The organism is Larsenimonas rhizosphaerae (genome assembly GCF_023700005.1).
GTDB classification, from domain to species: Bacteria; Pseudomonadota; Gammaproteobacteria; order Pseudomonadales; family Halomonadaceae; genus Larsenimonas; species Larsenimonas rhizosphaerae.
Genome location: NZ_JAMLJK010000004.1, coordinates 119,159 through 144,249, shown reverse-complemented (window position 1 = coordinate 144,249; position 25,091 = coordinate 119,159). Strand labels below are relative to the sequence as shown.

The 25,091-nt window shown below is 58.4% G+C and carries 23 protein-coding genes; 13 read left to right on the top strand and 10 right to left on the bottom strand.

Annotated features, from left to right (window positions below; all coding sequences use genetic code 11):
* The first annotated feature begins 5 nt into the window (after window positions 1–5).
* The 7 genes from NAT21_RS13950 (at window position 6) to NAT21_RS13920 (ending at window position 7,168) form a co-directional block, all read left to right on the top strand.
* Window positions 6–935, top strand: coding sequence for a hypothetical protein (locus NAT21_RS13950; protein WP_250939350.1), 930 nt, complete (start codon window positions 6–8; stop codon window positions 933–935).
* A 130-nt stretch (window positions 936–1,065) separates the two neighbouring features.
* Window positions 1,066–1,356, top strand: a complete 291-nt coding sequence (locus NAT21_RS13945; RefSeq protein ID WP_250939348.1) for a hypothetical protein — start codon at window positions 1,066–1,068, stop codon at window positions 1,354–1,356.
* Between the two features lie 631 nt (window positions 1,357–1,987).
* Window positions 1,988–2,776: a hypothetical protein gene (locus NAT21_RS13940; RefSeq protein ID WP_250939346.1), complete on the top strand. Its 789-nt coding sequence runs from the start codon at window positions 1,988–1,990 to the stop codon at window positions 2,774–2,776.
* A 522-nt stretch (window positions 2,777–3,298) separates the two neighbouring features.
* Window positions 3,299–4,192 (top strand): hypothetical protein, encoded by an 894-nt coding sequence (locus NAT21_RS13935; RefSeq protein WP_250939344.1) that lies wholly within the window; start codon window positions 3,299–3,301, stop codon window positions 4,190–4,192.
* 78 nt (window positions 4,193–4,270) lie between these two features.
* Window positions 4,271–5,287, top strand: coding sequence for a hypothetical protein (locus NAT21_RS13930; protein WP_250939342.1), 1,017 nt, complete (start codon window positions 4,271–4,273; stop codon window positions 5,285–5,287).
* Window positions 5,288–5,905: 618 nt separating this feature from the next.
* Complete coding sequence (locus NAT21_RS13925; protein WP_250939340.1) at window positions 5,906–6,511, top strand: HAD family hydrolase; 606 nt, start codon at window positions 5,906–5,908, stop codon at window positions 6,509–6,511.
* Between the two features lie 126 nt (window positions 6,512–6,637).
* The gene (locus tag NAT21_RS13920) at window positions 6,638–7,168 is read left to right on the top strand and encodes a DUF1176 domain-containing protein (protein ID WP_250939339.1); all 531 of its coding nucleotides are present in this window, start codon (window positions 6,638–6,640) and stop codon (window positions 7,166–7,168) included.
* 97 nt (window positions 7,169–7,265) lie between these two features.
* Here NAT21_RS13920 and NAT21_RS13915 read toward each other — a convergent pair whose 3' ends face one another.
* From NAT21_RS13915 to NAT21_RS13895, 5 genes are all read right to left on the bottom strand, one after another.
* A complete protein-coding gene (locus NAT21_RS13915) occupies window positions 7,266–7,577 on the bottom strand; it encodes a DUF6482 family protein (protein ID WP_250939338.1) in 312 nt (103 codons plus the stop codon).
* 175 nt (window positions 7,578–7,752) lie between these two features.
* Window positions 7,753–9,516: a PilZ domain-containing protein gene (locus tag NAT21_RS13910; protein ID WP_250939337.1), complete on the bottom strand. Its 1,764-nt coding sequence runs from the start codon at window positions 9,514–9,516 to the stop codon at window positions 7,753–7,755.
* 191 nt (window positions 9,517–9,707) lie between these two features.
* Complete coding sequence (locus NAT21_RS13905) at window positions 9,708–11,114, bottom strand: Na+/H+ antiporter NhaC family protein (RefSeq protein WP_250939336.1); 1,407 nt, start codon at window positions 11,112–11,114, stop codon at window positions 9,708–9,710.
* Between the two features lie 75 nt (window positions 11,115–11,189).
* Window positions 11,190–12,473: an NAD(P)/FAD-dependent oxidoreductase gene (locus NAT21_RS13900; protein WP_250939335.1), complete on the bottom strand. Its 1,284-nt coding sequence runs from the start codon at window positions 12,471–12,473 to the stop codon at window positions 11,190–11,192.
* A complete protein-coding gene (locus NAT21_RS13895; protein WP_250939334.1) occupies window positions 12,470–13,279 on the bottom strand; it encodes an IclR family transcriptional regulator in 810 nt (269 codons plus the stop codon). Before NAT21_RS13895 ends, NAT21_RS13900 begins: the two co-directional genes overlap by 4 nt.
* A 220-nt stretch (window positions 13,280–13,499) precedes the next feature.
* Here NAT21_RS13895 and NAT21_RS13890 point away from each other — a divergent pair, with 220 nt between their 5' ends.
* Together NAT21_RS13890 and NAT21_RS13885 are read left to right on the top strand one after the other, a co-directional pair.
* On the top strand, window positions 13,500–14,159 hold the full coding sequence (locus NAT21_RS13890; protein ID WP_250939333.1) for a DUF1007 family protein: 660 nt from the start codon (window positions 13,500–13,502) through the stop codon (window positions 14,157–14,159).
* Window positions 14,144–15,139 (top strand): nickel/cobalt transporter, encoded by a 996-nt coding sequence (locus tag NAT21_RS13885; RefSeq protein WP_250939332.1) that lies wholly within the window; start codon window positions 14,144–14,146, stop codon window positions 15,137–15,139. The genes NAT21_RS13890 and NAT21_RS13885 overlap by 16 nt, the downstream gene beginning before the upstream one ends.
* 136 nt (window positions 15,140–15,275) lie before the next feature.
* Here NAT21_RS13885 and NAT21_RS13880 read toward each other — a convergent pair whose 3' ends face one another.
* The 3 genes from NAT21_RS13880 to NAT21_RS13870 all read right to left on the bottom strand — a co-directional run bounded on the left by NAT21_RS13880 (window position 15,276) and on the right by NAT21_RS13870 (window position 18,640).
* Window positions 15,276–16,967: a BCCT family transporter gene (locus NAT21_RS13880; RefSeq protein ID WP_250939331.1), complete on the bottom strand. Its 1,692-nt coding sequence runs from the start codon at window positions 16,965–16,967 to the stop codon at window positions 15,276–15,278.
* A 793-nt stretch (window positions 16,968–17,760) separates the two neighbouring features.
* Window positions 17,761–18,192 carry a DUF6691 family protein gene (locus NAT21_RS13875; RefSeq protein ID WP_250939330.1) on the bottom strand — a complete coding sequence of 144 codons (432 nt, stop codon included), beginning with the start codon at window positions 18,190–18,192 and terminating at the stop codon, window positions 17,761–17,763.
* A gap of 7 nt (window positions 18,193–18,199) precedes the next feature.
* Window positions 18,200–18,640 carry a YeeE/YedE family protein gene (locus tag NAT21_RS13870; protein ID WP_250939329.1) on the bottom strand — a complete coding sequence of 147 codons (441 nt, stop codon included), beginning with the start codon at window positions 18,638–18,640 and terminating at the stop codon, window positions 18,200–18,202.
* 112 nt (window positions 18,641–18,752) lie between these two features.
* On the opposite strand from NAT21_RS13870, the gene NAT21_RS13865 reads away from it, so the two are divergent.
* From NAT21_RS13865 to NAT21_RS13855, 3 genes are all read left to right on the top strand, one after another.
* Window positions 18,753–19,670, top strand: coding sequence for an AEC family transporter (locus NAT21_RS13865; protein ID WP_250939328.1), 918 nt, complete (start codon window positions 18,753–18,755; stop codon window positions 19,668–19,670).
* Window positions 19,671–19,762: 92 nt separating this feature from the next.
* Complete coding sequence (locus NAT21_RS13860) at window positions 19,763–20,482, top strand: pirin family protein (protein ID WP_250939327.1); 720 nt, start codon at window positions 19,763–19,765, stop codon at window positions 20,480–20,482.
* A 61-nt stretch (window positions 20,483–20,543) separates the two neighbouring features.
* On the top strand, window positions 20,544–21,437 hold the full coding sequence (locus tag NAT21_RS13855; protein ID WP_250939326.1) for a LysR family transcriptional regulator: 894 nt from the start codon (window positions 20,544–20,546) through the stop codon (window positions 21,435–21,437).
* 37 nt (window positions 21,438–21,474) lie between these two features.
* On the opposite strand, the gene NAT21_RS13850 is transcribed toward NAT21_RS13855, so the two are convergent.
* Window positions 21,475–22,140 carry a glutathione S-transferase gene (locus NAT21_RS13850; RefSeq protein WP_250939325.1) on the bottom strand — a complete coding sequence of 222 codons (666 nt, stop codon included), beginning with the start codon at window positions 22,138–22,140 and terminating at the stop codon, window positions 21,475–21,477.
* A 175-nt stretch (window positions 22,141–22,315) separates the two neighbouring features.
* On the opposite strand from NAT21_RS13850, the gene glpT reads away from it, so the two are divergent.
* Complete coding sequence (glpT, locus tag NAT21_RS13845; protein ID WP_250939324.1) at window positions 22,316–23,641, top strand: glycerol-3-phosphate transporter; 1,326 nt, start codon at window positions 22,316–22,318, stop codon at window positions 23,639–23,641.
* Between the two features lie 43 nt (window positions 23,642–23,684).
* Here the strand turns inward: glpT and NAT21_RS13840 are convergent, their stop codons facing one another.
* On the bottom strand, window positions 23,685–24,959 hold the full coding sequence (locus NAT21_RS13840) for an NAD(P)/FAD-dependent oxidoreductase (protein ID WP_250939322.1): 1,275 nt from the start codon (window positions 24,957–24,959) through the stop codon (window positions 23,685–23,687).
* Window positions 24,960–25,091 lie beyond the last annotated feature (132 nt).

Below are 25,091 nucleotides of genomic sequence, written 5' to 3'. Positions count from 1 at the left end.
TCACCATGACTACGCCACAGCCGACCGTAACAACGCCGGCCCAGCCGGGCCAGACCGTCCCCGGCACCGCCGAGGCGGTCGCGTTCAAACGCCCTGATCTGAACACACTGCGCTACGTGAGCGTGCCGGACGAAGTCCGGTTCATGGGTGGTAAGACCGCCCGGGAACGCTTGGCCGCCCAAAAAGCGCACTATCACGACCTGAAAAGCCGCCTCGAGACGCTGCACACCGAACGTGCCCGACTGATCAAGACCCGCGACGCCCTGGCCGAGCAGCAGAGCCAGGCCAAACGCGACTGGAAGCGCGCCTTGCTGGACGGCCTTGGCAAGCAGAGCCGCAGCGTGCGCAGTCAGCTCAAGAGAGAGGCCGAGGCCCGGGTCGAACTCGAGCAGCACCACGAGATGATCGCGGTGCTCGCCCCCCAGATCGAATACCTCCAGATCCACACCGACACCGCCCGCAAGGGGCTAGCACGCCAGCAGGAACAGATGAACCGGGCTCGGACGCACTGGGCGCTCGAAGACAGCGCCCGGGCTTACCTCGGCGGCGACGCCAGCCAGGCCCCGGCCTTTTTCGGCGCGCTGGAGCCGCTGTTCGAGCGGATCGAGATGGATCTACTCAACAACAGCCTGTACATGGCCCAGTTCGACCTGGACGTCTCACGTCAGATCGGCAAGGCCATCTATCTACAGTTGAGCGATGAGGACACGCGCCGGATCAAGGACGAGGTCTACCGTCAACAGCGGGCCGCTCTGGGCGAGTTGGTGCTGGCCTTCGGCCCGACACACACGACCGCCCCCGACGTGCTCGAACGGCTCCCGGCCCGGGCGGCCTGTGAGGCTCAGCCCGGTCAGTACCGGAACAGTTTCACCACCAAGCGCCGACTGAATGAACTGGCTCAGCAGATGGAGTACGTGCCCGACATCACACACTGACTTGATGCCATCCCATCTGACCCAAGCCCCGCCCCTGTGCGGGGCTTCCTATTTTTATTTCATTAGCTTTTTCTGCTAAAAGTGTTTAGGCAGTTCTTTTAACTAACGAACCAGTTTTAGAGGTGGATTCATGGTGAAGGTCAGCAGTATTAAGGACATTAACGATCAGTACGATTATAAGGATGAAATGCCCAACGGAGAGGGGGATTCCGAACTTGTGGCATGTGGGCAAAACGGCAACTACAACGAGCTATCGTATATCTATAAAGAAAAGCTCGAGTCCGAAGTAAAATCTGGGGCCATTACGGAGCAGGCCGCACTCGACGCTCTGAATAAGGCTTGCGCTAATGTTAAAAACCCTAGATCGCGTGAGGATTTCTATAGCTATCTGGAGCAAGAGTTAGGAATAACGATAACCTGAAGTATTTTTCTAAAAAGCCCCGCCCCCGTGCGGGGCTTTTTGATGAACCCCGCTCGCCAGGAAAGGGGGATGGCCGCCCGGTGCCCACTCAAACAAGGGTGCTCACAGGAACCTGCAATCACTGGCAACAGTGGCAACGCGGCAACGGATCGCTCTACCCCGCATGGTTGAGGGGCTGAGGCGTTGCCATTGATACAGGGATGAGTGGCAACAACTGGCTACTTCTTACTAGGGGCCCTGTTCCTGCCCATGTGTGTCTGCGTCGTTGCCTGTTGCCAGTGGGGATGGCATCGGCAACATGTTGCCAGGCTGGAACCCGCATGGTTGTGGGGCGTAGCCACTGTTGCCACTGTTGCCGGTGTTTTTTCACACACACGTACACGTATATAGGACGACTCAGCACGAGTCCGTCCCGAGCCGATCCCGTCTTTCCTGGCGAGCGGGGGTAAGGGGTATCTCGACCGGGCTTGATCTGTCTTTGTTCTGAGGTGTGTGGCGCACGGTGTTGTGAAGGCCTGCGTTACAACGCCCGCGCCTCGAAGTCCCCGCCCGGCCCGGGCAAGCTGTCCATGACCGAGGCCGCCCACGTCTGTGGCGGCCAGCACACCACCCACGGGGACACCACACCACTATGGATCTGGACAGCCACAACGGTATGACGTATGCCCATTGCTCGCCCAAGGAGTATCTCGAGCTCCGGGCCTCGCTCGAGCAGACGACCGCCGAGCTCGACCGGCTCAAGAAGCAGCGCGCCGCCACCGAACGTGCCGCGACCGAGGCCGGTAAGGGCTGGCGCAGCTTATTCAAGGCCGCACGCGGCAAGAGCGACACCAAGGTGCGTCAGCTTCAGCGCGACGAACACGCAAGCCAGGATGAAGTGGCTCAACTGGACGAGCTCATCGACGAACTGCAACCCCAGGCTGACGGCCTGCGCGTCAAGGCAGGCGGGGCCCGCTCGAGCGCCCGGCGCATGCTCTGGAGACAACGCCAAAGCGCTGCTCAAGCCGCACTCACCGACTGTGCGAGTGCCATGCTGGCCACCGACGAAGGCCCGGCGTTTCTGGCCGCGTTCAAGGCGCGGCTCGCTACCACTGAACGGGAAGCCCTGGACGATACCTCGTTCATGATGGGTGCCGGGTTCGAACCGCCGTACTTCGACGGCTGGTACGCCTCGGTTGGCCATTTCCCGGCCGATCAACAGGCCGAGCTGCGCCGTCACCTGAGCGAGCGTGAAAACCGGCTGCTGTGCGATCTTGTACGGGCCCGGCTGCCCGAGGTGGAGACCAACGACTCGACCTTAAACACGATGACCCTGCCTGAACTGCTGCCTTACGAAGCGTCCGAAGGCAGCTACGCCACGCCGCTTTCAGTCAAGTGCGAGCTGATGAGGCTGGAACGCCAGGCCACGGCCACTGGCTGACATAGCCACGCCACTCACCCGCCGCGCCTCGAGCGCGGCTTTTTTGTGCCCGGGTGCGGCAACGGGGCTTTGGGCCACACACACACGCACGCACCTGCGGCACTCCACCGCTGCTGATAGACCGCCTTGGCTCCTTATGGATGATTGAGGACAACTTTTTTTAGAGATAGCTTAAAGATAAGCGACGCATGGTCGATGTACGGCAAAAGCGCGCGTGACAGAGGTGCAAGTTCGCAAGGAATCGCAAGCGAATCCGCACTCCCAAAACCGCCATGCGACCCAGCAGTGGCGCGGCCTGGGGCCTAGTGCGTAGGTGCAAGGAAACCGACCCATTTAGCGCGCAGGCGGGGCGGGGAGTCGACAGCGCACTGCAGTGGAGAAAATGCATAGAGCTTATTCATGATCAGATTGCTCAGTTATGAAATTAATACCGATCTAAAGCAGTTTTGGCGAGACAGAGATTAGTCTCTCTTATTTCGCGTTGAGTATGCCGTGTAATTTTTTTCGACGTTAGGAGAAATAATGAGTCTTGATGAGGCGAGGGATAGGATCAACCTTTTAAGGCATTTTGATTATTCGCTAAAGCTTTTTGAAAACAATTATCAAGAGCTTTTGTCTGTGATTGATTTTCTTTGCGATGAGAAAGTAGGCCTTGAATTGTTTTCTGTGATTAATCGCTGGAAATTAAACGAAGTTTTATTTCATCTTGGATTTAAGCTCCATAATTACGTTTGCGCTGCAAAATCATTAATAGATCATGCAAGAGTCTTGTATAGAAGAGTGTATGAAGAAAAAGTGTTAAAATTTAAAGATTACGAGGAGGAAGTTAGAGCACGATTTGAAAAAGATGCTTTAAGCAAGTTTGTAGAGTTTCTGAGATCTTACTGCCAGCATGAAAAACTTCCATTTATTAACGCCTCCATGGAATTTGATTCCCAATCTGAAGAAGGGTTTGTTTTTAACGTTTATTTAGATTCTTCAGAGCTTCTTAAGTCCAGCAGCATCAAGTCCTTGCCGAAATCTTTCATTAAGCAAAAAGGTGATAATATTAACTTAAGAAATGTAGTCAACGATTATCACTTTAAGGTAACGGATTTCTATAGATGGGTTAAGATTAAGCAACAAGAGATTCATAATGAGGATTTTGAGTTATTGAGAATATGTTTTAAGGATGAGCAAGTAAGAGCCATTAGTAATTTTATTAGCTCATACTATGATTCTAAAGGTACAAGTTCGATTAAAGAGCAATTTTATACAATTTTAAGTGAAGATAATTATAAAGAGCTTGAGCAATATAAAGAAAATGAGACTAAATGGCTGGAGTGCGCAATAGAGTTGATTGAGTCTAATGTAGTGCTCCCTGAGGGAATTAAGGCAGACCTTAAAGCGAGAGTTAATGTGGCTGTTAAAAAATAATTGTTGTTGATAAAAATTATTTTAAATTTTTATACAAAATGTGGCATTACTGAAATTAATTTTTTGACGAGAATTTAAATGGAAATTCGAAAGGATTTTGAATCGGTATCTATGTTGTTAAGCCGTTTGCCTCAGTACGCAGACGCCTTCGATAGAAATAATGTACGAGATTGGTCTCATCTAAAAAATAAGGAAGATTTTTCAAAGGTTTATTTTTTATGTTGGGATGATCGGAAACCGCTAGAAAATATCTATGCTACTGGTAGAGATGTAGCAGTTTTTATGTCAAGTAAGCTAAAAGAGTTTAATTATGCTGATATAAATCCTACACTATCTGGATATGTTGATTCTTTTGAGAATGGGTGGCTTGACGAAATAGATAAACTCAAAGGCTGTTCAGAAAACGCTAAGGAAACTTGCAGAAATCTTGATCATGCTCCTTGGGCTATCCTTCAAATGATTGAATTGTTTGATGATCAAATTAAACTGCTGATCGCTACCAGGCATACAATAGAGGCATTGAAGCAGACGGATCTTTATAAATGGGAAAAAGGTCAGGTTCAACAAAGTTACCCCATTCCAGATTATCAGAAAATACTAGAGCTAATTAATTCTATAGGGAAAATGTTTGAGCGTCTGCCCCCGACTTATAGTGGGAAAAGTGAAGAGGAACTACGCGACCATATTCTTGTTTCTCTGCAAGGTATTATAATTGGTGGGGGATCAGCAACGGGTGAAACGTTTAATAGGAAAGGCAAAACTGATCTATTAATTAGAAAGAGCGATAAAAACGAATTCGTAGGTGAGTGTAAGTTCTGGAGTGGACCTGCAGGGCTGGGGCAGGCTATAGACCAGCTTTTGTCATACTTGTCATGGCGTGACACAAAGGCGGCTCTAATTATCTTTGTGAAAAATAAAGATTTTACTTCAGTTATTAGATCTGCTGATGAAGTAGTAAGAGCGCACTCTTGCTTTTTAGAATTTAGAGGAAATACAGATGACTCTGTTTATTTGTATGATTTCAGTGTTCAAGGCGACCAAATGCAAGTAATAAGTTTTTCAATGATGTTATATCATATTCCACCAATTAGCTAAGGTAGACAACAAAGCTCAGCCGATGTGTCAAGAGGTGCGCGGCTGATTTTGGCTTTTTATCAAAGATGACCTCAAGCCCGCTTTTCAGCAAGTCGCCCTTTGTCCCATCGAGTGTATTTATGGAGCGCTTTGAGTTTAATTTATTGAAGGCTTTGGTATTCAAAAAGGTATATTTTTTATATTCCTCTGGAATTAATTTCATAGTTAACATGGGGTTATATTTTTTATAGTCCTGCTTCGACATTATCTAATCCAAGCCTCTCCCTCAGTAAGTTGTGCGATGAATAGGCATCTTTTTGCAAGATATGGCATACCAAAAGGCATACAAATCAAATCTAATACTTGATTATTTTATAAAATTCAAACACTTATTAATTAAATAGAATCCTGATGGGTACCCGGCCTTGTCATTCATCCCTCCACCGATACCCATTCCCCGTCCTCCCCTGATATCAAAGCGCCCATGAACCACCGCGCCCTCTGCCAGCCCACCGGTTCAGGGAGGCCATACGCCGGCCTGGTACCCGCATCGCTCCTCGACGTTTTACATGGCAAAAACCTGCCAACCGGGCCGAAGCGTGCCACCATGAACCTCTCTACTTTCACCATCGGTGTCTCATGACCATCGCATCACTGACGCAGTGTCGGCATTGGGTATTTGATATGGACGGTACGCTCACCGTGGGCGTGCATGATTTTCAGTTCATTCGGCGCGCACTGGATATTCCCCCGGACAGCGATATTCTCGATCACCTGGAGGCACTGCCCGATGAGCAGCGCCGGGCCAGCCATGCCTGGTTGATGGCGCATGAACGCGAGCTGGCCAGGCGTGCCACGCTGGCCCCCGGTGCCGAGGCACTGATCCGGGAGCTTCATGGCCGAGGGGACAGGCTGGGCATTCTGACCCGCAATGCCCGGGAGCTGGCCCATATCACCCTTGAGGTCATTGGTCTGGCAGACTGTTTTGCCCGTGAAGAGGTGCTGGGGCGGGAGGATGCTTCGCCCAAGCCCCACCCCGGAGGGCTTGAGCACTTCATCACACGCTGGAACGTGACGCCCTCGAGCGTGGTCATGGTGGGCGACAGCCCGCTGGATATGCAGTGCGGCCGCGCCGCCGGTGCCCGAACGGTACTGGTCAATGCACCGGATACCCCCTGCCCCGAGGCCACGGATCATCACCTTGAGGATTGCCATGCGCTGAAGGCGGCGCTGGCGGTGGGATAGGCGATAGCGCCCCGCTTCTGCACTCCCCCTGTGGGTGCTGCACCCGCAAAGGCTCATGCGGAAATGAGCGAATGCGCCTGGGGCTCTTTACAAGGCCACTGAATCAACGTGAATACCGGAGGCATCATGAAGGTGTGCAAGGAAAGGACTGTACTGATGGCGGCGCTGACCCTGGCGTGCTGCGCTCAGGCATCCGCCAGCGATCATCTACCCGCGCAGGTACGCGCCGAGGTGGACGCGCAGTGCGTGGTAAGCGATGCCAGCCGCGGTCAGGCGCCTGAGCAGTTTCCGGCCGGCCAGGACGGGACGCTCTGGCTGGTGCCCTGTCATATCGGGGCGTATCAAACCGGGTACCAGGCGGTTTATCAGTCAGACGATGGTGCGTCCCGCAAGCTGCTTTTTGCCAAATGGGAAGACCGCAGCTGGACCGGGAGCGACGCCCTGTTCGATCCGAACTTCGACCCGGACACGGGCATACTGTCGGATCAGTACAAGGACCGAGGTGCCGGGGGCTGTGGCGGCGAACGCACCTGGCGGTGGGAATCACACACGTTCAAGCTGATCACCTACCGCGCCCGCAGTTGCAGTGATGATCCATCCCGTTATCCGCTGGTGTTCGAGGCCAGGCAGGATGACGCGCATACCGCGGGGCACTGAATGCTTCTCCCGAACGGGCGGCAGGCCGGATAGCCTCGTCTGCCATGGCATAAAAAAAGCCACGAAAAACGTGGCTTTTGTCATTGCGGTTCGGCGATCAGGCCCCGGAGTCCAGCGTCATGGGGGATTTATGCACTTCGTTGCTGGAGGGCTGACCGATCATCTCGTCATAGGCGGTGCGCTGCACCAGGTAAAACGGCAGTGATTCAAGGCCGCCGGCATCACGCAGCAGTTGCTTGGCCTCACTGACCGAGGCAGGGTTCAGTGCGCCGCCGGAGGCCTTCTCGAGTACAACTTCTTCGCCACCATGCACTGCCTTGAACAGGAAGATATCGCCTTCCATTGATTCCAGCTGCAGCTCGTCAATATCGCCATTACGTGCCCGCCGTACAAAATCATCAAATGTCATATCAAGCATCCATGGTCAGGGATCATCTGCTCGCAGATCCATCTGCGAGCCTGCCTGACAAGGATAGCCAATCCGCCTGATACTTGCCTGTTGTCGGGTATCGCCCCCCGCCCTGTTCGGTTTCAGAGGGGGCAAGCGCCCGGCTTCCGCGCGGCGCATTGCGCGAAACATGCCGTCAGCAGGGCATCAGGTCGTAATCCTTCGGGCGCACCGTGCCGGTAATTTCTCCCATCTGATCAAAATCCACGCGGGAGAGAATCATGCTGAGGTTGCCTTCCGAGTCATTGAGATTTCGCACGACGCGCACCCGGACAGGATCCCCCCGGGCATCGACACTCATGACCCAGCCCAGATACCCCCGCGAGAAATACACCAGACTGCCAATCGGGGTCACTCCGTGGCGCTGCACGTACTGCACGATCCAGTCGCGGTCGTATTCCTCCGGCAGGCTGTACATGTCGCGGTAGGCTTCAAGAGGCAGCATGCCCGTCTTGCCGGGATTGCTGGGCCACATGGCGCCGTTGAGGCGGCGAATCACCGAAAACATCTGGGCAATACGGGCAATCTGATCCATGCCCCAGGGCGGCGCGCCGATCGTCATGAACGGGTCCGTGCGGCTTTCCCGCATGAACCGGTGAATCATGTGCCCTTCCAGCCATTCTTCCCTCGCCAGCCGCGCCAGCAGCACTTCCCGATGGCGTGACAGATGCCGCTTCTGACTCGGGGTCAGCTGTACCGACAGGGAAGGCATGGATTCGTTGACCATCATCGGCTTGCCGATGTTGTGCAACAGCGCACAGAAGATGGCATCACGCACATAAGGCAGGAAGGAGGGTATCGAGAGCAGCATGTCACCCAGCTGAATGGCGGAACGCAGCGCCAGTTGCAGCAGCGGGGGTTCATCCGTCAAACAGCCGGACGCATACAGGCACTGCTGACGCTTGCGCTGCAGCATGTGAATGATGGTTTCCACGCAGTCGTACAGGATAACGCGCGGCAGCTCCTCATCGTTGCGCAGGGCAATCAGGGTGCCATGAAGGCGCCGGGCAATTTCGCGCATGGCCCGAATCAGCGGTACGGATTCCGGCTCATCGACCGTGACCTCCTCCTGGGGAGCTACCGCGCCCGAGGGGCGTGTAAATATCGGCGAATGGTGCGCGGCCCGGGTTTCCAGGCCAATCCGGCAGGCCAGCTCGCTTTCCATTTCATTCAGGAAGTAGCGTATCCGGCGTACGGTATCGTTATCCGGCGTCGTGAACTCAAGGCCCACGGTGGCAAAGTGCGTACGCCCGGCCGGGCGCAGGTGGCTGACGCGCGCGCCCACGGTAAAGCCCTCCCCGTTGGGGAAGACGATATTCACCTGATGCATCAGCCGGTCGGTCTCGAAAAGGCCCGAATGCTGCAGGGGTACCTCGATCATGCAGCCCCCGCGGGAGAGATTGCACAGGCTGGCCCTGAACGGTTCGGAATTTTTATAAATCGTCATCCAGGCATGGGCATACAGCCCCTGGATAAAGGGAATACGGATCTCGCCACGCCGGGTAGCGCTGAAAAAGGAGTGTGGCATCGTACACAGGATGCCGGTCCGGCCATTGACGTGGCGCAGCTCAAGCGGCTGGATTTCGTCAAAGTCCAGGTATTCTGCAGCCGGCAGGCCGGAGACGGTCTGCTTGACCTCAAGCGAGAGGCAGCCCTTGAGCAACCGGCTTTTACTCATGACCAGCTCTTCGGCCAGCTCGATCAGAAAGGCATGCTGCTGCCGATCCACCCGAGTAATCCGCCCGACCAGAGGTGTCTTGAGGGCATCGAGCACCACGGATACCTCGCGCCCCTTCCTTGCCAGAAGGTCCAGCTTGTCCGCGACGTGATCCAGGTTCTTTTCCGCAGCAGGTGGGCTGGAGGCGGTTGTATCGCCATCGCCTGAAAGGAATTTATGCATTGCGTCACGTCCCATGCCGTGTCTTTTGCGTGCGCTATCTCAAGCCGTCCGAACGGGCTGTATGTCGTTCACCACGCTTCTGACCACAAGGAGTGCAGGCCGTTTTTATCGATATACCTTCTGTTTTTTTCGGACAGCCGAAGAATTTCTTTAACGGAAGGCGGCATGCATCACCGCCTCCCGGCCAGGCTCTAAAGCGTCAGACCCAGCCCCAGATACACCACCAGCGTGACGCTTGCGACGCCCAGCGCAAAGGGAATCTGCGTCTTGACGTGATCGATGTGATCGCATGCAGAACCGGTCGAGGCCAGCACCGTGGTGTCCGATAACGGCGAGCAATGATCCCCGAACACTCCCCCACCGGCCACGGCAGCTACAGTGGCATACACCAGCGGTGTCAGGGTGTCGCCGGTCAGGGTGAAGGCCACCGGCACCGACAGCGGCATCATGATGGCAAACGTGCCCCAGGAAGAGCCTGTGGAAAAGGAGATCAGCGCCGCGACCAGAAAGGTAATGGCGGGCAGTAGCTGCGGCGTCAGCCAGCCACGGGTGATGTCGATGATATAACCGGCCGTGCCCATGTCCTTCGAAAGCTGATTCAGGGAATAGGCCAGCGCCAGAATCACGATGGCCGGCATGACGCCCTTCATGCCCGAAAGCGCCGTCGAAATGATGTCATTCAGCGCAATGCCCTGCAGACGCATGATAACGCCAAGCACCACGGCCGCAGCCAGAAAGGCTTCCATGGTTTTGGCCGACCCCATCACGATGAAGGTACCGATCGCGACACTGATGACAATCAGTACCGGCAGAACGAAGTTGAGCCACAGACTGGTTTTGATGCCCTCGAAGGGCTGAAGGTCTGTCAGCTCCGCGCCCAGCAGGGGCTGCGCCCCATCGCGGGAAACCTTGCCCTCGGTTCTGGCGCGGTGCTCGGCCCGCCCCATGGCGCCGATGCTGGGCACCCAGCCGATGATCACCAGCCCCACGGTCAGCACCGACAGCCAAGCATAGATATTGAAGGGAATGGCCTGCACGAACACGCTGATCGCTTCCGGGGCAGTCTCGATCGGCCCCATGCCGATCAGCAACCCGGAAATGAAGACGGCCCAGCCGGTAATCGGCACCAGCACACTCACCGGTGCCGAGGTAGAGTCGGCGATATAGGCCAGCCGCTCGCGGGATACCTTGTAGCGGTCGGTCAGTCCACGCACGGTCGACCCCACAAACAGCGGGCTGAAGTAGTCACTGAAGAACACGAACATCCCCATGACCCAGGCCACCAGTTGCACCTTGACCCGGCTGAGGGCGCGCTGCTCGACGAAGCGGGTGAAGTTGGCAATCGCCCCGGTCCGCTGGAAAAAGGCAATGACCGTACCGATGAACAGCTCAAGCAGCAGTATCCAGGAAAATTCCGTGGTGCCCAGCGTGGTTTTAAGCAGCGTGGGAAAGCCCATCAGCCCCTGCCCCATCGACAGCACCCCGACGAAACAGGCAATGGCGAGGGCAAATATCGTATTGCGCGTTATAAAGGCAAGCACGATGGCCAGGGTGGCCGGCAGAAGGGACAGCAGCCCGTAGTGTGTTTGAGGGTCCATGAAGCGTCCTTGTGGTTGTTGTAAGCCTCGGGATGAGTGGTGTGCGTGGCCAGGCCACGCGGGGTCAATCGCGGATCAGGCCTCGTGGCGCCCTTTGTAGCGCTCCTTCAGGCTGATGGCTTCAAAGCCAAGCCGGCGAAGCGGTGCCGGCGGCATCCATGACGGTGTGCCGAACAGGCCATGAATATCCGCACACGGAACACCCAGCGCCTGGTGGGCCAGTGCCTCACCCAGCAGGGTGCCCTTCACGATGCCCCCGCCATTGCAGCCGGCAGAGACATGAAGCCCGGGGGCAATCGCTCCCCACAGCGGTGCGCCGTTGTAGGTCAGGCCGGTGGTACCGCCCCAGACCGTATCAAACGGGGTATCCCCCAGTGCTGGAAAGCGGGCGGTCAGCCGCGCGTGCAGTTGCGCGGCGATGCGGGCGTTGTCCTGCTCGCGCTCCAGACTGTAGAACGAACGAATCATCATCCGGTGGTCTGCCGTCGTACGCAGGGTGCAGCCCAGCCGGTGGGCCGGCAGCAGCCCCCACTCATGGCCGCCGGTTTGGTCACGCAGCGCGTCGGCCAGCGGTGGCGTCAACGCTGCATAGGTATAGATGGTGGCCAGCCGGGAGCCATCTGCGCCCAGCGCACGGGAAAAGGCGTTATTGGCCAGCACCACATGTGGGGACGTGAGCTCGCCCTCGGGCGTCTGTACGCGCCAGTGCCCCCCATCCCGCTCGACGGTGCGCGCGGGCGTATGCTCGAAACAGGTAATGCCCGCCGGCAGGGCATCCACCAGCCCACGAATCAGGGCCGCCGGCTGAACGAGCCAGCAGTCCGGGGAATACAGGCCTTTTGCGTAATACGTCGTGCCGAGGCGCTCCGCCAGCGCCCCCTGTTCCAGGGATTCAAAGGCAAGGCCGGAGGCCGTCAGAAACCGGCGATAGGCCTCGATCGAGGCCAGTCCTTTCGGCCCCCGGGCGGCGCGATAGGTGCCGGTACGGGCCAGTCCGCACTCGATACCGTGATCCGCGACGGCCTGGCGCAGGCTGTCCATCGCCTGACGGCTCAGATCGTTCATGCGGCGCATGCCGGCCAGTGCCGAATCGTCCACATCGTTGGCCAGCGCGATCTCCAGCATGAATCCGGAATTACGGCCCGGGCTGCCGTCTCCCACCGCCTCGGCATCCAGCATCACTACCCGCGCATCCGGCCGGAGTGCCTGCCAGGCACGGGCACACGCCACACCGGTATAGCCTGCGCCAATGATCACCACCTCGGCACGGTGGCTGCCCTTCAGGGGAGGATGCGGCGTGCGTTCAGGCAACTGGCTCTGCCAGCCGCTCGGGCGCTGGTGCAATGGAAAGGGCCTCATGACACCGGCTCCAGCAGGCCGTGAATCTGCTGCGCCATTCGGCCTGCAGCGTCCTGCAATGCCAGGATGACCTCTGCTTCGCGAGCCTCACTCAGCTGTGACTTGAGCATGGAGCAACTCAGCGCGGTCGGACTGCGCCCGGAAGGGTCCGCGATGGTGACGGCAACGCCTGCAAACTCCGGCAGACTGGCGCCTTCAACGCCCCGGGTGAACCCGGCATGATGAACGTCGGCCACTGCCTGCTCGATACGCGAGATGTCGATGTGATATTCACCGCAAAGACGGGCCTGATGCTGTTTGAGCACCAGCGCCCGTGCGGCAGGGTCCAGGGTGCTCAACAGGGCCACGGAGGCCTGCCCCGCCCCCAGTGGTACCCGTCCACCCATGGTGCCTGCAAAACTGCCCACGGCGCAGGCGCCGTTTTGCACATCGAGGCAGACCGCATGGGCCCCATCCAGGGCGAAAAGATAAAAGCTGCCACCAAACTGCTGTGCCAGTGAGAAGAGATGTGGCCGGGCCAGCTCACGAAGGTTGCCGCCATTGCCGGCTTCAGCCCCCAGCGCGAGCAGCTCGTAGCCCAGCAGGTAACGATGGCGCACCGGCGAATGCCTCAGAAAGCCCTCTTCGCGCAGCCCCTTGAGCAGCCGGTACACGGTTGGCCGGCTCAGCTCCGTGCCTTCGAGGTAATCCTCGATACCGGCACCACGGACGCCACACCGGGAGGTCACCCGCAACAGGGCAATGACATGGCGCAGGGTCGAGGGCAGCGCACTATCGGCGCGAATGGCAGAGGTTGGCACGGTCATGGCTCCCACCGGATCAAATCAGCGATTTCAAATCCAGTATAAGGAGACACTTGCCGCAATGCGTCTCGCAGGGCGAGACAATGAAGATCAATCGCCTGTCACCCGGCCCGGCAACAGGACTCGGCTCCGACCCGCGCCGGGATACTTCACGGCGTGTCTTGCCAGTACGGAAGGCCGAGCGGTACATTTCAATTCACGTTCGCCCTGCCGTGGAGTGCCCTTGAACACTATTGTCTGGTTTCTGGTAGTCACACTCAGTGCCGTACTGCCGGTGCTGATGCCCGCAACGGCTCAGGCTCACCCGCATGGCTGGGTGGATTATCAGGTCACGGTGGAGTTTGACGACCACCAGCGTGCCACCGCGCTGAAACAGGTCTGGGTACTGGACCCGATGTACAGCCTGACACTGCTGGAAGAGCTGTCCCGCGAGGAGCACATCACCATGGGCCAGGCCATGGACAAGCTGGGAAGCGACATTACCGCCAACCTTGAACGGCAGCATTATCTTACTCATGTCTACCAGGGCGGCAGGGAGCTGGCCGTGGGGCCCATCACTGCCTACGCAACGACCCTTCGCGGCAAGCGCGTTCAATACACCTTCACACTGCCGCTGAAAACACCAGTGAAGGTGGATCATCAGCCCCTTCGCTGGAAGGTCTACGACGATACCTACTACATCGAATTTCTTTATGACAAAAAAGCCAAGGCGCCCATCACGCTGACCAATCCGCCTGAAGGCTGCAGCACAACCATTGCCCATGCCACCGCCGCGCCCGGGCTGGTGGAAGAACTGTCTGCGATCGACATCAACGGCGAGGCGCCCGCGGGGATCGGCCAGCGTCTGGCGGATACGGGGATACTTGAATGTCCAGGCGCCTGATCCCGATCGCGGTTACCGTACTCGCCGTATTACTGGCAGTGGGACTCTCCCTGTATTCCGGTACGGATTCAGCCCTTGCCGATCTGACACAACAGGTACGGGAATGGCAGCACCACTTTCAGCGCAATCTTTCACTGGGCATGGTGAATTACGATCAACAGGAAGGCCCGCAAACAGCAGCGCTACTGATGCTTCTGGGGTTCGGATATGGCGTATTTCACGCCCTGGGCCCGGGCCATGGCAAGGCGGTCATTACCACGTACCTGCTCACTCACCCCACCGCGCTGCGCCGAGGGCTTTGGCTTTCCAGTGCCGCTGCCCTGCTGCAGGGCGTGGTAGCCATTGCGCTCACCGGCCTGCTCGTGGGCGTGCTGGGCTGGCTGACCCGCGACAGCATGGCCGGCACGGTCTATCTGGAACAGGCCAGTTTCGGGCTGGTTGCCCTGCTCGGGGGCTGGCTGGTGTATAACGCTGCCCACAAGATACGCGCAGCATGGCCCGCCGCACCATCCCGGGCGCCATTGATGCAGTATCAGCCGACTGCACGCCCCCTCATATCAAGAGGGCCGGCAGCGTCTCCAACGGATTGCGGGTGCGGGAAGACACATCACATTGACCCGGTGGCTGCCGGTACTGGCTGGCGAAGTCAGCTTGTGGCGGTATTCGCCATCGGGCTGCGCCCATGCAGTGGTGCCATCATGCTGCTGGGGGTTTCAGCCATGCTGGGGCACTGGTGGCCCGGCGTGCTCGCCGTACTGGCCATGTCGGCAGGAACAGCCCTGACCACTGCCAGCCTGGCGAGCCTTGCCGTCATGGCCCGTGGTCATGTTCAACGCCTGTTCAAGGCGGTGTCCTCCCCCTGGCCGGGTCTGGCCGGTCACACGGCAGCACTCGCCGGCGGCCTTGTTATCCTGATGCTGGGCATTGCATTGATGATCTCCGGGGTGGACGGTGCGCCGTCATCGCGCGGCCCTCTGTAATGTCTTCCACTACCGGGCAAGCCGGCTGCAGGCCGTCGAAGTAGCCGATCCCTGCCCCACCCTGTTGTATCGACATTGTTGTACCGACATGAAAAAAGCCGGCGCAAGCGCCGGCTTTCATTACTGCTGACCAATATCAGGCCTTGGCCTTCTTGCTGGGTCGAGGCTCTGACATAAGCCCCTTCACGAGCGCGTAACACCCGACCAGCAGCACGATGGTAAAGGGCAGTCCCGTCGATACGGCAGCGGCCTGAAGCGCGCCAAGCCCTCCACCCAGCAACAGTGCTATGGCAATGGCCCCCTCGATCAGACACCAGAACACACGCTGCGTGGTCGGTGCATCGACCTTGCCACCGGCAGTGATGGAGTCGATTACCAGTGACCCGGAGTCCGAGGAGGTAACAAAGAACACGATGACCAGAATGATGCCCAGAACCGAAGTAATGGTGGCCAGCGGCATCTGTCCCAGCATGGCAAAGAGCTTCAGCTCCAGTGCAGCGTCCTGGACGCCCTGGAAGCCTGACGCGATCTGCTGATGAATGGCGGTTTCACCAAAGGCCGTCATCCACAGTACAGAGACCAGTGTCGGCACCAGCAGGACGGACAGCAGGAACTCGCGAACCGTACGACCGCGGCTGACCCGCGCGATGAACATGCCCACGAACGGAGACCAGGAAATCCACCATGCCCAGTAGAACGCAGTCCAGCCCTGGCTGAAGTTGGCGTCTTCACGACCGAACGGCATCGACAGCGCCGGCAGGTAGTGCAGGTAGGAGCCAATATTGGTAAAGAAGTCGGTGGCGATCATCATCGTCGGGCCAACCACAATGATGAAGCCCAGCAACAGGAACGCCATTACCATGTTGATCATCGACAGCCGTTGAACACCCTTGTCCAGACCGGACAGTACGGAGACCAGAGCCACGATGGTGATGGCAACGATCAACAGCGTCATGGTGACGTTGGTGTTGGGAATACCGAACAGGTAGTGCAATCCGGCCGAGGCCTGAGAAGCACCTAGCCCCAGAGAGGTAGCCAGACCAAAGAGCGTCGAAAAGACCGCCAGGATATCGATGCAGTGGCCCGGCCAGCCCCAGACGCGCTCGCCCAGAATCGGATAGAACACGGAACGGATGGTCAGCGGAAGGCCCTTGTTGTAGGCAAAGATGGCCAGCGCCAGACCGACGAGGCTGTAGGCAGCCCACGGGTGAAGACCCCAGTGAAAGATGGTAGCCGCCATGCCCAGTGACATTGCACCGGCTTCATCACCGGCAGCGCCGTTCAGAGGCGCCCAGTCGGTACGCACACCGTCCGGCCCGGTAGTGGTGCCTGCCAGCGAGGTGCCGAAGTGCGTCATCGGCTCGGCAACGCCGTAGAACACAAGACCGATCCCCATGCCGGCGGCAAACAGCATCGCGAACCAGCCGAAATACGTGTAATCCGGCTTGGCACCCGGCCCGCCGATACGTACCCGGCCCAGCGGAGAAAAGATAAGCCCCAGACAGACCAGCACGAAAATGTTGGCGCCACTCAGAAAGACCCAGGTGAGATTGCCGGTCAGCCAGTCACGCACGCCATTGAAGATCGGTTCAACCTGGTTCTGCAGGGCAAGGGTGAGGAAAACAAAGACCAGTATCACCAGCGCCGAGATGGTAAACACCTTGCCGTGAAGGTCCAGATCAAGGCCCATGGCGCGGGTCGAAATATTGTCCTGACCGATCACGTAATCCGTGTCAATCAGAGCCGTGGGGCCGTCGGGTCGACGGATTCCCTCGCCTGCCGGCTTATCGCCGTCAGAAGGGTTTTTCGGTTCCTGTGGTTTTGTCATACAGTTTTAGCCTTTGTTGTAAATTTTATGACATCGACACTCTATCGCTTCTTTAAACACATTCGGCGGCATACGAAGGCTGATACACCCACCTGATGTGCAGACCGGAACCTGTCCGTTACCCCGGCTCCGCGTCGAAATGATCAGGACTCCTCCTTGTTGTGGGAAATGGCACAGCATCGCTGCTCGATGGCTCCACCGGCACGGGGTCACTATCACTGATTATCGTATTCATTTCGAAAACATTGATACTGATGTACCGGGACGATGGCCGGGCCAGCGATTGCCGGCGGCATGAACACACCATGATGCATGACACAGGCAATTGCATCGAACGGTGATGGCGCCGGCATCACGCGTTGTCGTCACGGGCTTCGTCGACGTTGGACCACAGCGTGATAATAACGTCAAGTTTCGAGAGTAACACCTTGTTATTTCAGATCATCCTCAGGCAAAGCGCCTGATGACACCCCCGGTATTGCGCCGTATGCACCCTTCTCTTGCCATGAAACACGCCGCCGGTCCTTTTCTCGAATTGAATGATGCTTTAAATACAGTGACTTGAATTGAGGCCGGAGGGTCGGTCAACGCTACTTGAGCAGACCTTGTTCAGGTGTCAGGACAGCAATATACCTTGGTCATACCCGTCGCAAACCGATATGTGACCGCCGCAGGCAATGCACGAGGGAGAGTACGCCAGGCCGTGTAACGAACGCCTGCAAGGTTCGAGGCCGGGTCAACCACTTCACCGCGGCGTGCCTGAAAGGGAGGGAGGCGACGCCGCAGCAGTCTTTCAGGGCCGGGAGGGCTTGCGCCGGGTCAGGCACCAGCCGAGCACCATGAACGCCAGCATCAGCCAGACAGACATGTACCCCCCGCCCATGGAAGCCATCGCAGAGCCCGGCACATACCCCACCATTCCGCAGCCCACGCCGAACAGGGCAGCGCCACCGATCAGACGACGATCGATCCCCGTCAACGCAGGCAACTGGAACCGGGAGGTCAGCAGCGGGCCATCCTGTCGCCAGACCAGCCGATACCCGATGAAGGTAGTCAGTACTGCACTGCCGAACACCACCAGCAACGTCGGATCCCAGCGGCCGGCCACATCCAGAAAGGCCAGCACGCGGCGCGGGTCAGTCATGCCGCTGAGGGCCAGCCCCATGCTGAACAGCAACCCGGCAATCAGGCCCGCCAGCGGTTTCATGATCAGTTTGTTGAACATGGATACCTCACAAGTGATAGATGGCGAGCACGGTCAGCATGGCCGCGGCAAGAAACACGGCCATCGCCACCAGCGAGCGCAAGGACAGCCGTGCCAGCCCGCAGACACCGTGTCCGCTGGTACAGCCACTGCCAATACCGGTGCCCAGCCCGATCAGCAGACCGCCAATGGCCATGGTGGAAGGCCCGGTTACCGGGCTGCCCAGCAGCCCGCGTGCACCGCTGACCAGATTACCGTTGACGCCCAGCACGGCGAGAATCACCGGACCGCCGATCAGGCCCAGAACAAAGGCCATGCGCCAGTAAACATCCCGACTGCCCGAGTCCAGAAACAGACCGGCGACGATGTCACTGATTCCTGCAATGCGGCCCAGCGATGACATCAGCCAGACCACCGCAAGGCCGATCAGCACGCCACCGACCAAGCCCGGAAAAAGAGAGGAGATCATGAAAGGGTTCCTTGCATTTCAAACCTGATGCTTTTGTGTGATAACAGCATAAAGTGTCGGGGCAGGCAGTGATATGCCATCCCGGCGGTTATACAGGCTGGTGGAGCACCTCATGTTTGATTTTTTAACGGCATTATGGCCGCTGTTTGCGCTGATTGTGGCCGGGGCCGTCATGAAGGCTTGCCGGTTTCCCGATGATGGCTTCTGGGCCGGTGCAGACAGCCTGAACTATCGCGTTCTGTTTCCCGCCCTGTTGTTTGCCAATCTATCGACCGCCCCGTTTGGCGATCCCGCCCTGCCTCGCCTGCTCGCGGCTGTAGCGCTGACGCTGGGGGTCGGCACGGCCGGGCTTTGGATCGCACGCCGCCAGCAGGGCTGGAAGGCAGCGCGCTTTGGTGTCTGGGTGCAGGGCTGTCTGCGGTTCAATACCTATCTGGGCCTGGCTACCGTAGGCAGCCTGTACGGTCAGGAAGGACTCCGGCTGGCGGCCGTGGTCCTCGGCGTACTGGTGCCGTTGGTCAATATTCTGTCGGTCGTGGCCCTGTCCATGGACAACTCGCTGAGCCTTCGCCGCCTGATGCGCCCGCTGCTGACCAACCCGTTGATTCTGGCCTGCCTGGCCGGCGCACTGGTCAACTTTTCAGGGATCGAACTGCGCTTCGGGGCGGACAGGCTGGTATCGCTGACAGCCGCAGCCAGCCTGCCACTGGGGCTATTATGCGTCGGCGCGGCGCTCAGACCCCGGGAACTGACCCATGAACTGGCCCCCCTGTGCGCCAACAGTGCCCTGCGCCTTCTGCTGTTTCCCACATTAGCGTTTCTGGCTGCCTGGCTTGTCCATCTTCCGCTGATGGAATGCACTATTGTCGTGCTCTTTTTCGCCCTGCCCACCGCCGCCACGGCCTACGCCCTGACCCGCACCATGAACGGGGACAGTCAGCTGATGGCTGGCCTGATCACCCTGCAGACCCTGCTGAGCGCCGCCAGTCTGCCGCTGGTGCTGTCGCTGGTGGGCCTATTGTCAACCTGATCGAGACAGTATGACCGCTTACACCCTGTTTATCCCGTCGAGGCCAGCGCGCAGAATGGTGCCTTCCTTACCTGTCATTCAGGGAGTACCTCATGCTGACCCATCGCAAGGCCGATGAGCGCGGTCACGCCGACCATGGCTGGCTGAACTCGTATCACACCTTCTCCTTTGCCGGTTACGTTGACCCGAACGAGCGTGGCTTCTCCAACCTGCTGGTCATCAATGATGATCGTGTAGAGGCCGGCAAGGGGTTTGGCACACACCCTCACCGGGACATGGAAATCTTTTCATGGGTGCTGAACGGCGAACTGGAGCACCAGGATACCCTGGGCAATGGTGCGGTCATTCGACCGGGAGACCTGCAGCTGATGAGTGCGGGCACCGGCGTGGCCCACAGTGAGTACAATCCGTCCTCTCGAAACGGCGTGCATTTCCTGCAGGTCTGGATCACGCCGAACCGCATCGGCCAGCCCCCTCGCTATCAGCAGGAATACTTCAGCCCTGAGAAGCGTCGCGGCCGGTTGCAGTTGATTCTCTCGCCGGAAGGCGAGGCCCCTGCCCTGGCCATTCGCCAGGACGTGCGGGTGTATGCCGGGCTGTTTGATGGCAGTGAACAGGCCACGTTGACCCTGGCACCCCACCGTTATGCCTATGTCCATGTCGCCCGTGGACGCATCACCCTGAATGGACTGGCGCTCGGGGAAGGTGACGGGGTACGCGTTCGCGAGGAGCAGGTTCTTTCACTGGAAAACGGCCATAATGCTGAAGTGCTGGTCTTTGACCTGCGTCCCAACGAGCTGCCCGGCATGTGATCGTGCGTGTCATTGCCGCTCCGGTGCAGCACTCACCCGGTTGAGCCACTCGGGAGCCTGCATGACACTGGATGACCTTCGCCTGTTTGTCGCCACGATCGAAGAAGGCAGCTTTACCCGCGCCGCCGAACGTGAAGGCGTATCGAAACAATACATCAGCCGACGCACCATCGCGCTGGAGGATGCTCTGGGCGTGCGGCTGCTGAACCGCACAACCCGCCAGCTGACGCCGACCGAGCTGGGCCTGACCCTGCTTGATCGCGCTCGCCGTATTCTGGCTGACGTGGATGATACCTTTGACGCCGTGGCCGGTCAGGGCGCGCTGGCACGCGGCGTTCTTCGCATCAGCGCCCCCATGACCTTTGGCACTCTGCACCTGGGTTCACTGCTGACCGGTTTCATGCAGCAGCACCCCTTGATCACCATCGAGCTGGACCTGAACGACCGGCTGGTGGATATCGTTGCCGAAGGCTACGACATGGCCATCCGCATCGGCGAGCTGGCAGACTCCAGTCATATTGCTCGACGGCTGGCCACCATGCAGCTGATCACCTGCGCCAGCCCCGACTACCTGGCACGCCATGGTCAGCCGGACACGCCGGATGATCTGGCAGATCATGCCTGTTTGCTGTACGGCCATCAGCGTCAGATAGAGTGGACATTTGAACAGCACGGTCGTCGCGTGCACCAGCGGGTAACCGGGCCACTGCGCACCAATAACGGTGAAATCGTACTGGAAGCCGCTCGGGCCGGACTGGGTATTGCTCATCTGCCGACCTTCATTACCCGCCATGCACTGGACACCGGCGAGCTGTGTCAGGTATTGACGCCATGGCAGCCCCGGGCCAGTGCCCTTCATGCGCTTTACCCCCGCCACCGCCAGTCGGCGCGGGCAGTGCAGGCACTGGCGGATTACCTGCAGGACGCCCTTGCCGACAGCCCTGCCTCGCAGTAATGCGCCAACCGCAAACGGTTCCACCCTGAAGGCCCCTTCAGTAGGCGAAGGGGCCACCCTTTTCGACGGCGCGCTGCCAGGCCGGCCGGCTACGCAGCCAGGTAATCCATTGCGATAATGCCGGGCGCCCGCTGATACCGATTCGCGACGCTGCCGCCAGGACCGGAAAGCTCATCTGAATATCCGCCACACTCAAGCGGTTACCCGCAAAATAACCGGTCGTGGCCAGACTTCTTTCCCAGAAATCCAGGTGGTTCTGAATATCCGGCTTCAGATAGGTCCGCGTGATGCCATCCGCCAGCATTTTCCCGGCCGGGCGCAGTATCAGCGGTACCGGCTTTTTATCCAGGCGGGAAAAGATCAGTGTCATGACCAGCGGCGGCATGGCCGAGCCTTCGGCGTAGTGCAGCCAGTAACGGCAATCGCGAAAGGCGCTTGTCCCCGGGGCCGGCGTCAGGGTGTGGCCGGTGTCATAACGTTCCGTCAGATACTCGATGATCGGACCTGATTCGGCGATGATGTTATCTCCGTCTTCAACGATCGGTGACTTGCCGAGCGGGTGAACCTGCCTGAGCGTATCAGGGGCACGCATGGTCACGGGATCCCGTTGATAAACCACCAGCTCGTAATCGAGCTCCAGCTCTTCCAGTAGCCACAACACGCGTTGGGAACGCGAGTTTTCAAGATGGTGAACCTTGATCATGTCTCTTCTCCGATCAGACCTGCCAATGCGTCATTAATGTTCGCTTGTACAGTACATACGAAAGTGCAGCAGCGCACATTGCTCGAATATGACATTTTAATGACACCTGCCGTGTTCGAAATCGAAAACGCCAGGCCTCCCCACGTTGACGAACCATCTGCCCACCGAGGTGTCTGTGCTGTCATTTTTCAAATCCGGGGCAGCAGCCCCTCGTCTGCCTGAAGACAGGATAGACCCGGTCTATCGTCGTCTGCGATGGCAGATTTTTGCCGGTATCTTTTTTGGCTATGCCGGGTATTACCTGGTTCGCAAGAATTTCACCCTGGCGATCCCGCATCTGGTGGAAGAGGGCTATTCCCGAGGCGACCTCGGGGTGGCCCTTGCAGGGGTGTCCATTGCCTATGGCGTCTCCAAGTTCCTGATGGGGGCCGTGTCCGACCGCTGCAATCCACGCATCTTCCTGCCGACCGGTCTGATACTGTCGGCCGTGATCATGCTGCTGTTCGGATTTACCGACTGGGCAACCTCCAGTATCGCCATCATGTTTGTCCTGCTGTTTCTCAATGGCTGGGTGCAGGGCATGGGCTGGCCGCCCTGCGGGCGCACCATGGTTCACTGGTGGTCGCAGCATGAACGCGGACGCATCGTATCGACCTGGAACATCGCCCATAACGTCGGGGGCGGTTTGATCGGCCCGCTGTTCATCCTTGGCATGGCCTGGTACAACGACTGGCACTCGGCCTTTTACATGCCGGCCATGGTGGCACTGGGCGTGGCGGTGTTCGCCTTTCTGACCATGCGTGATACGCCACAGACCTGCGGCCTGCCGCCGATCGAGCAGTACAAGAACGATTACCCCGACGGGTACGACGAATCCCATGAGCGGGAATTTTCGACCCGCGATATTTTCGTCAAGCATATCCTGAACAATCGCCTGCTGTGGTACATCGCGCTGGCCAATGTCTTTGTCTATCTGCTGCGGTATGGCATCCTGGACTGGGCACCGACCTACCTGCAGGAGGTGAAGCACTTCACGGTCGACAAGTCATCCTGGGCCTATTTTCTTTACGAGTGGGCCGGCATTCCTGGTACCCTGCTGTGCGGCTGGATGTCGGACAAGCTGTTCAAGGGGAATCGGGCTGCCACCGGGATTTTCTTCATGATACTGGTCACGGTGTTTACCGCCCTTTACTGGCTGACACCGCCAGGCCACGCCATTATGGATATGTTCTGCCTGATCGCGATCGGCTTTTTGATCTACGGTCCGGTCATGCTGATCGGGCTGCACGCCCTTGAACTGGTGCCGAAGAAGGCTGCCGGCACGGCGGCCGGGTTTACGGGCCTGTTCGGGTATCTGGGTGGGTCTGTCGCGGCCAGTGCCATGGTGGGTTATACCGTGGATGCCTACGGCTGGGATGGCGGCTTCATGCTGCTTCTGGGGGCATGCGTGCTGTCCATTGTGCTGCTGGCAATGACCGTTCGCCATGGCCGACGTACCTGAGTCACCTGCCCTCGCTGCCAGCCAGCGGGGGCACCTGCCGGATTCAGGGCATGTCGTGACGAAGCAATGGCTCCCCTTCCGGCTGCACCAGCCACTCGTGCCCCTTCAGCATGCCATTCCAGTAAAGCCAGGGCAGCACGTGCACCTTGATATACCAGGCGCGGCGGCTGGCGCGTTTCCCGTTGACAAGCCAGGCAGGAAAGGCCGGTACCGGTTTTCGGTTGTAGTCGAATTCCGCCAGCATCGCACGGCCATGCTCCACCATCAGCGGGCAGGCGCCATAGCCGTGGTAGAAGGCGCTCAGCGGTCGTTCCTTCAAGCGGGACAGCACGTTTTCAGCCACTACCGGGGCCTGATGCCTGACGGCCGCCGCGGTTTTGGCATTGTCGGTATTGCAGATGTCACCGATGCCGAAGATGGTATCGAAAAAACGATGCTGCAGGGTTTCCGGCATCACATCCAGCCAGCCATGTGCGTCGGCAAGGCCCGAATCCTGAATCAGCCACGGAGGGCTGTGGGGAGGCACAACGTGCAGCATGTCGAAGGGCACATCATATTCCCGGTCCCCGGTACTGGTCTGCGTGCGAAACCATGCCCGTTGGCAGGGGCCATCCACGGCGACCAGGGCATCACTGAGGTGGTTATTGATATCGTAATGCTGAATATAACCTTCAAGGGCCGGCACAAATTCGCACACCCCGTAGAGCACTGACTGCCCGCTGTGAAAGTGCACATCAATGCCGCTTGATACACCCCGGGACAGCCAGTTGGAGCAGGCCATGTACATGGCTTTCTGAGGAGCGCCCGCGCACTTGATGGTGCTCGTCGGCTGGGTAAACAGGGCCCGCCCCTGATTCATGGAGGTGATCAGCGAGCAGGTATAGGCTGCAAGCCCGGGGCGATAGTTGGAGGTAACGCCATGATCGCCCAGTGTCTCTTCGAGGCCTTCGACCCCTTTCCAGTTCATCACCATGCCAACCGCCACCACCAGGCAGCGATAATGAAGCCGCATGCCACTGGCCAGAATCACCCACCCGCGTCGTGGTGCGACGCTGCGCGCCTTTTGCCGGTACCAGGTAACCTTCTTCGGCATGACATCTTCCATGGCACGCTGGGTGCGCTCCACATCGATGATGCCGGCCCCCACCAGCGTCCAGCCTGGCTGATAGTAGTGGGTTTCAGACGGCTCGATAATTGCAATATCAAGGGAAGAACGACGCTTCAACAGGCTGGCGGCGACAGAAATCCCTCCTGCTCCGCCTCCTATGATGACAACATCGTAACGTCCGTGTTTCGCATCGGAGTTCAACGTTTCCATGACATCCCCTGCCCAGCCACCGTACGTGTCCGGAAACGCGTCGGTCGCTTTTATTTTTCGTGCAACCTGCCAGGGCGGCAGGATGCTGACAGCAGGCGCCTTCATCGTAAAGGCAGCCTGCCAGTATCAACA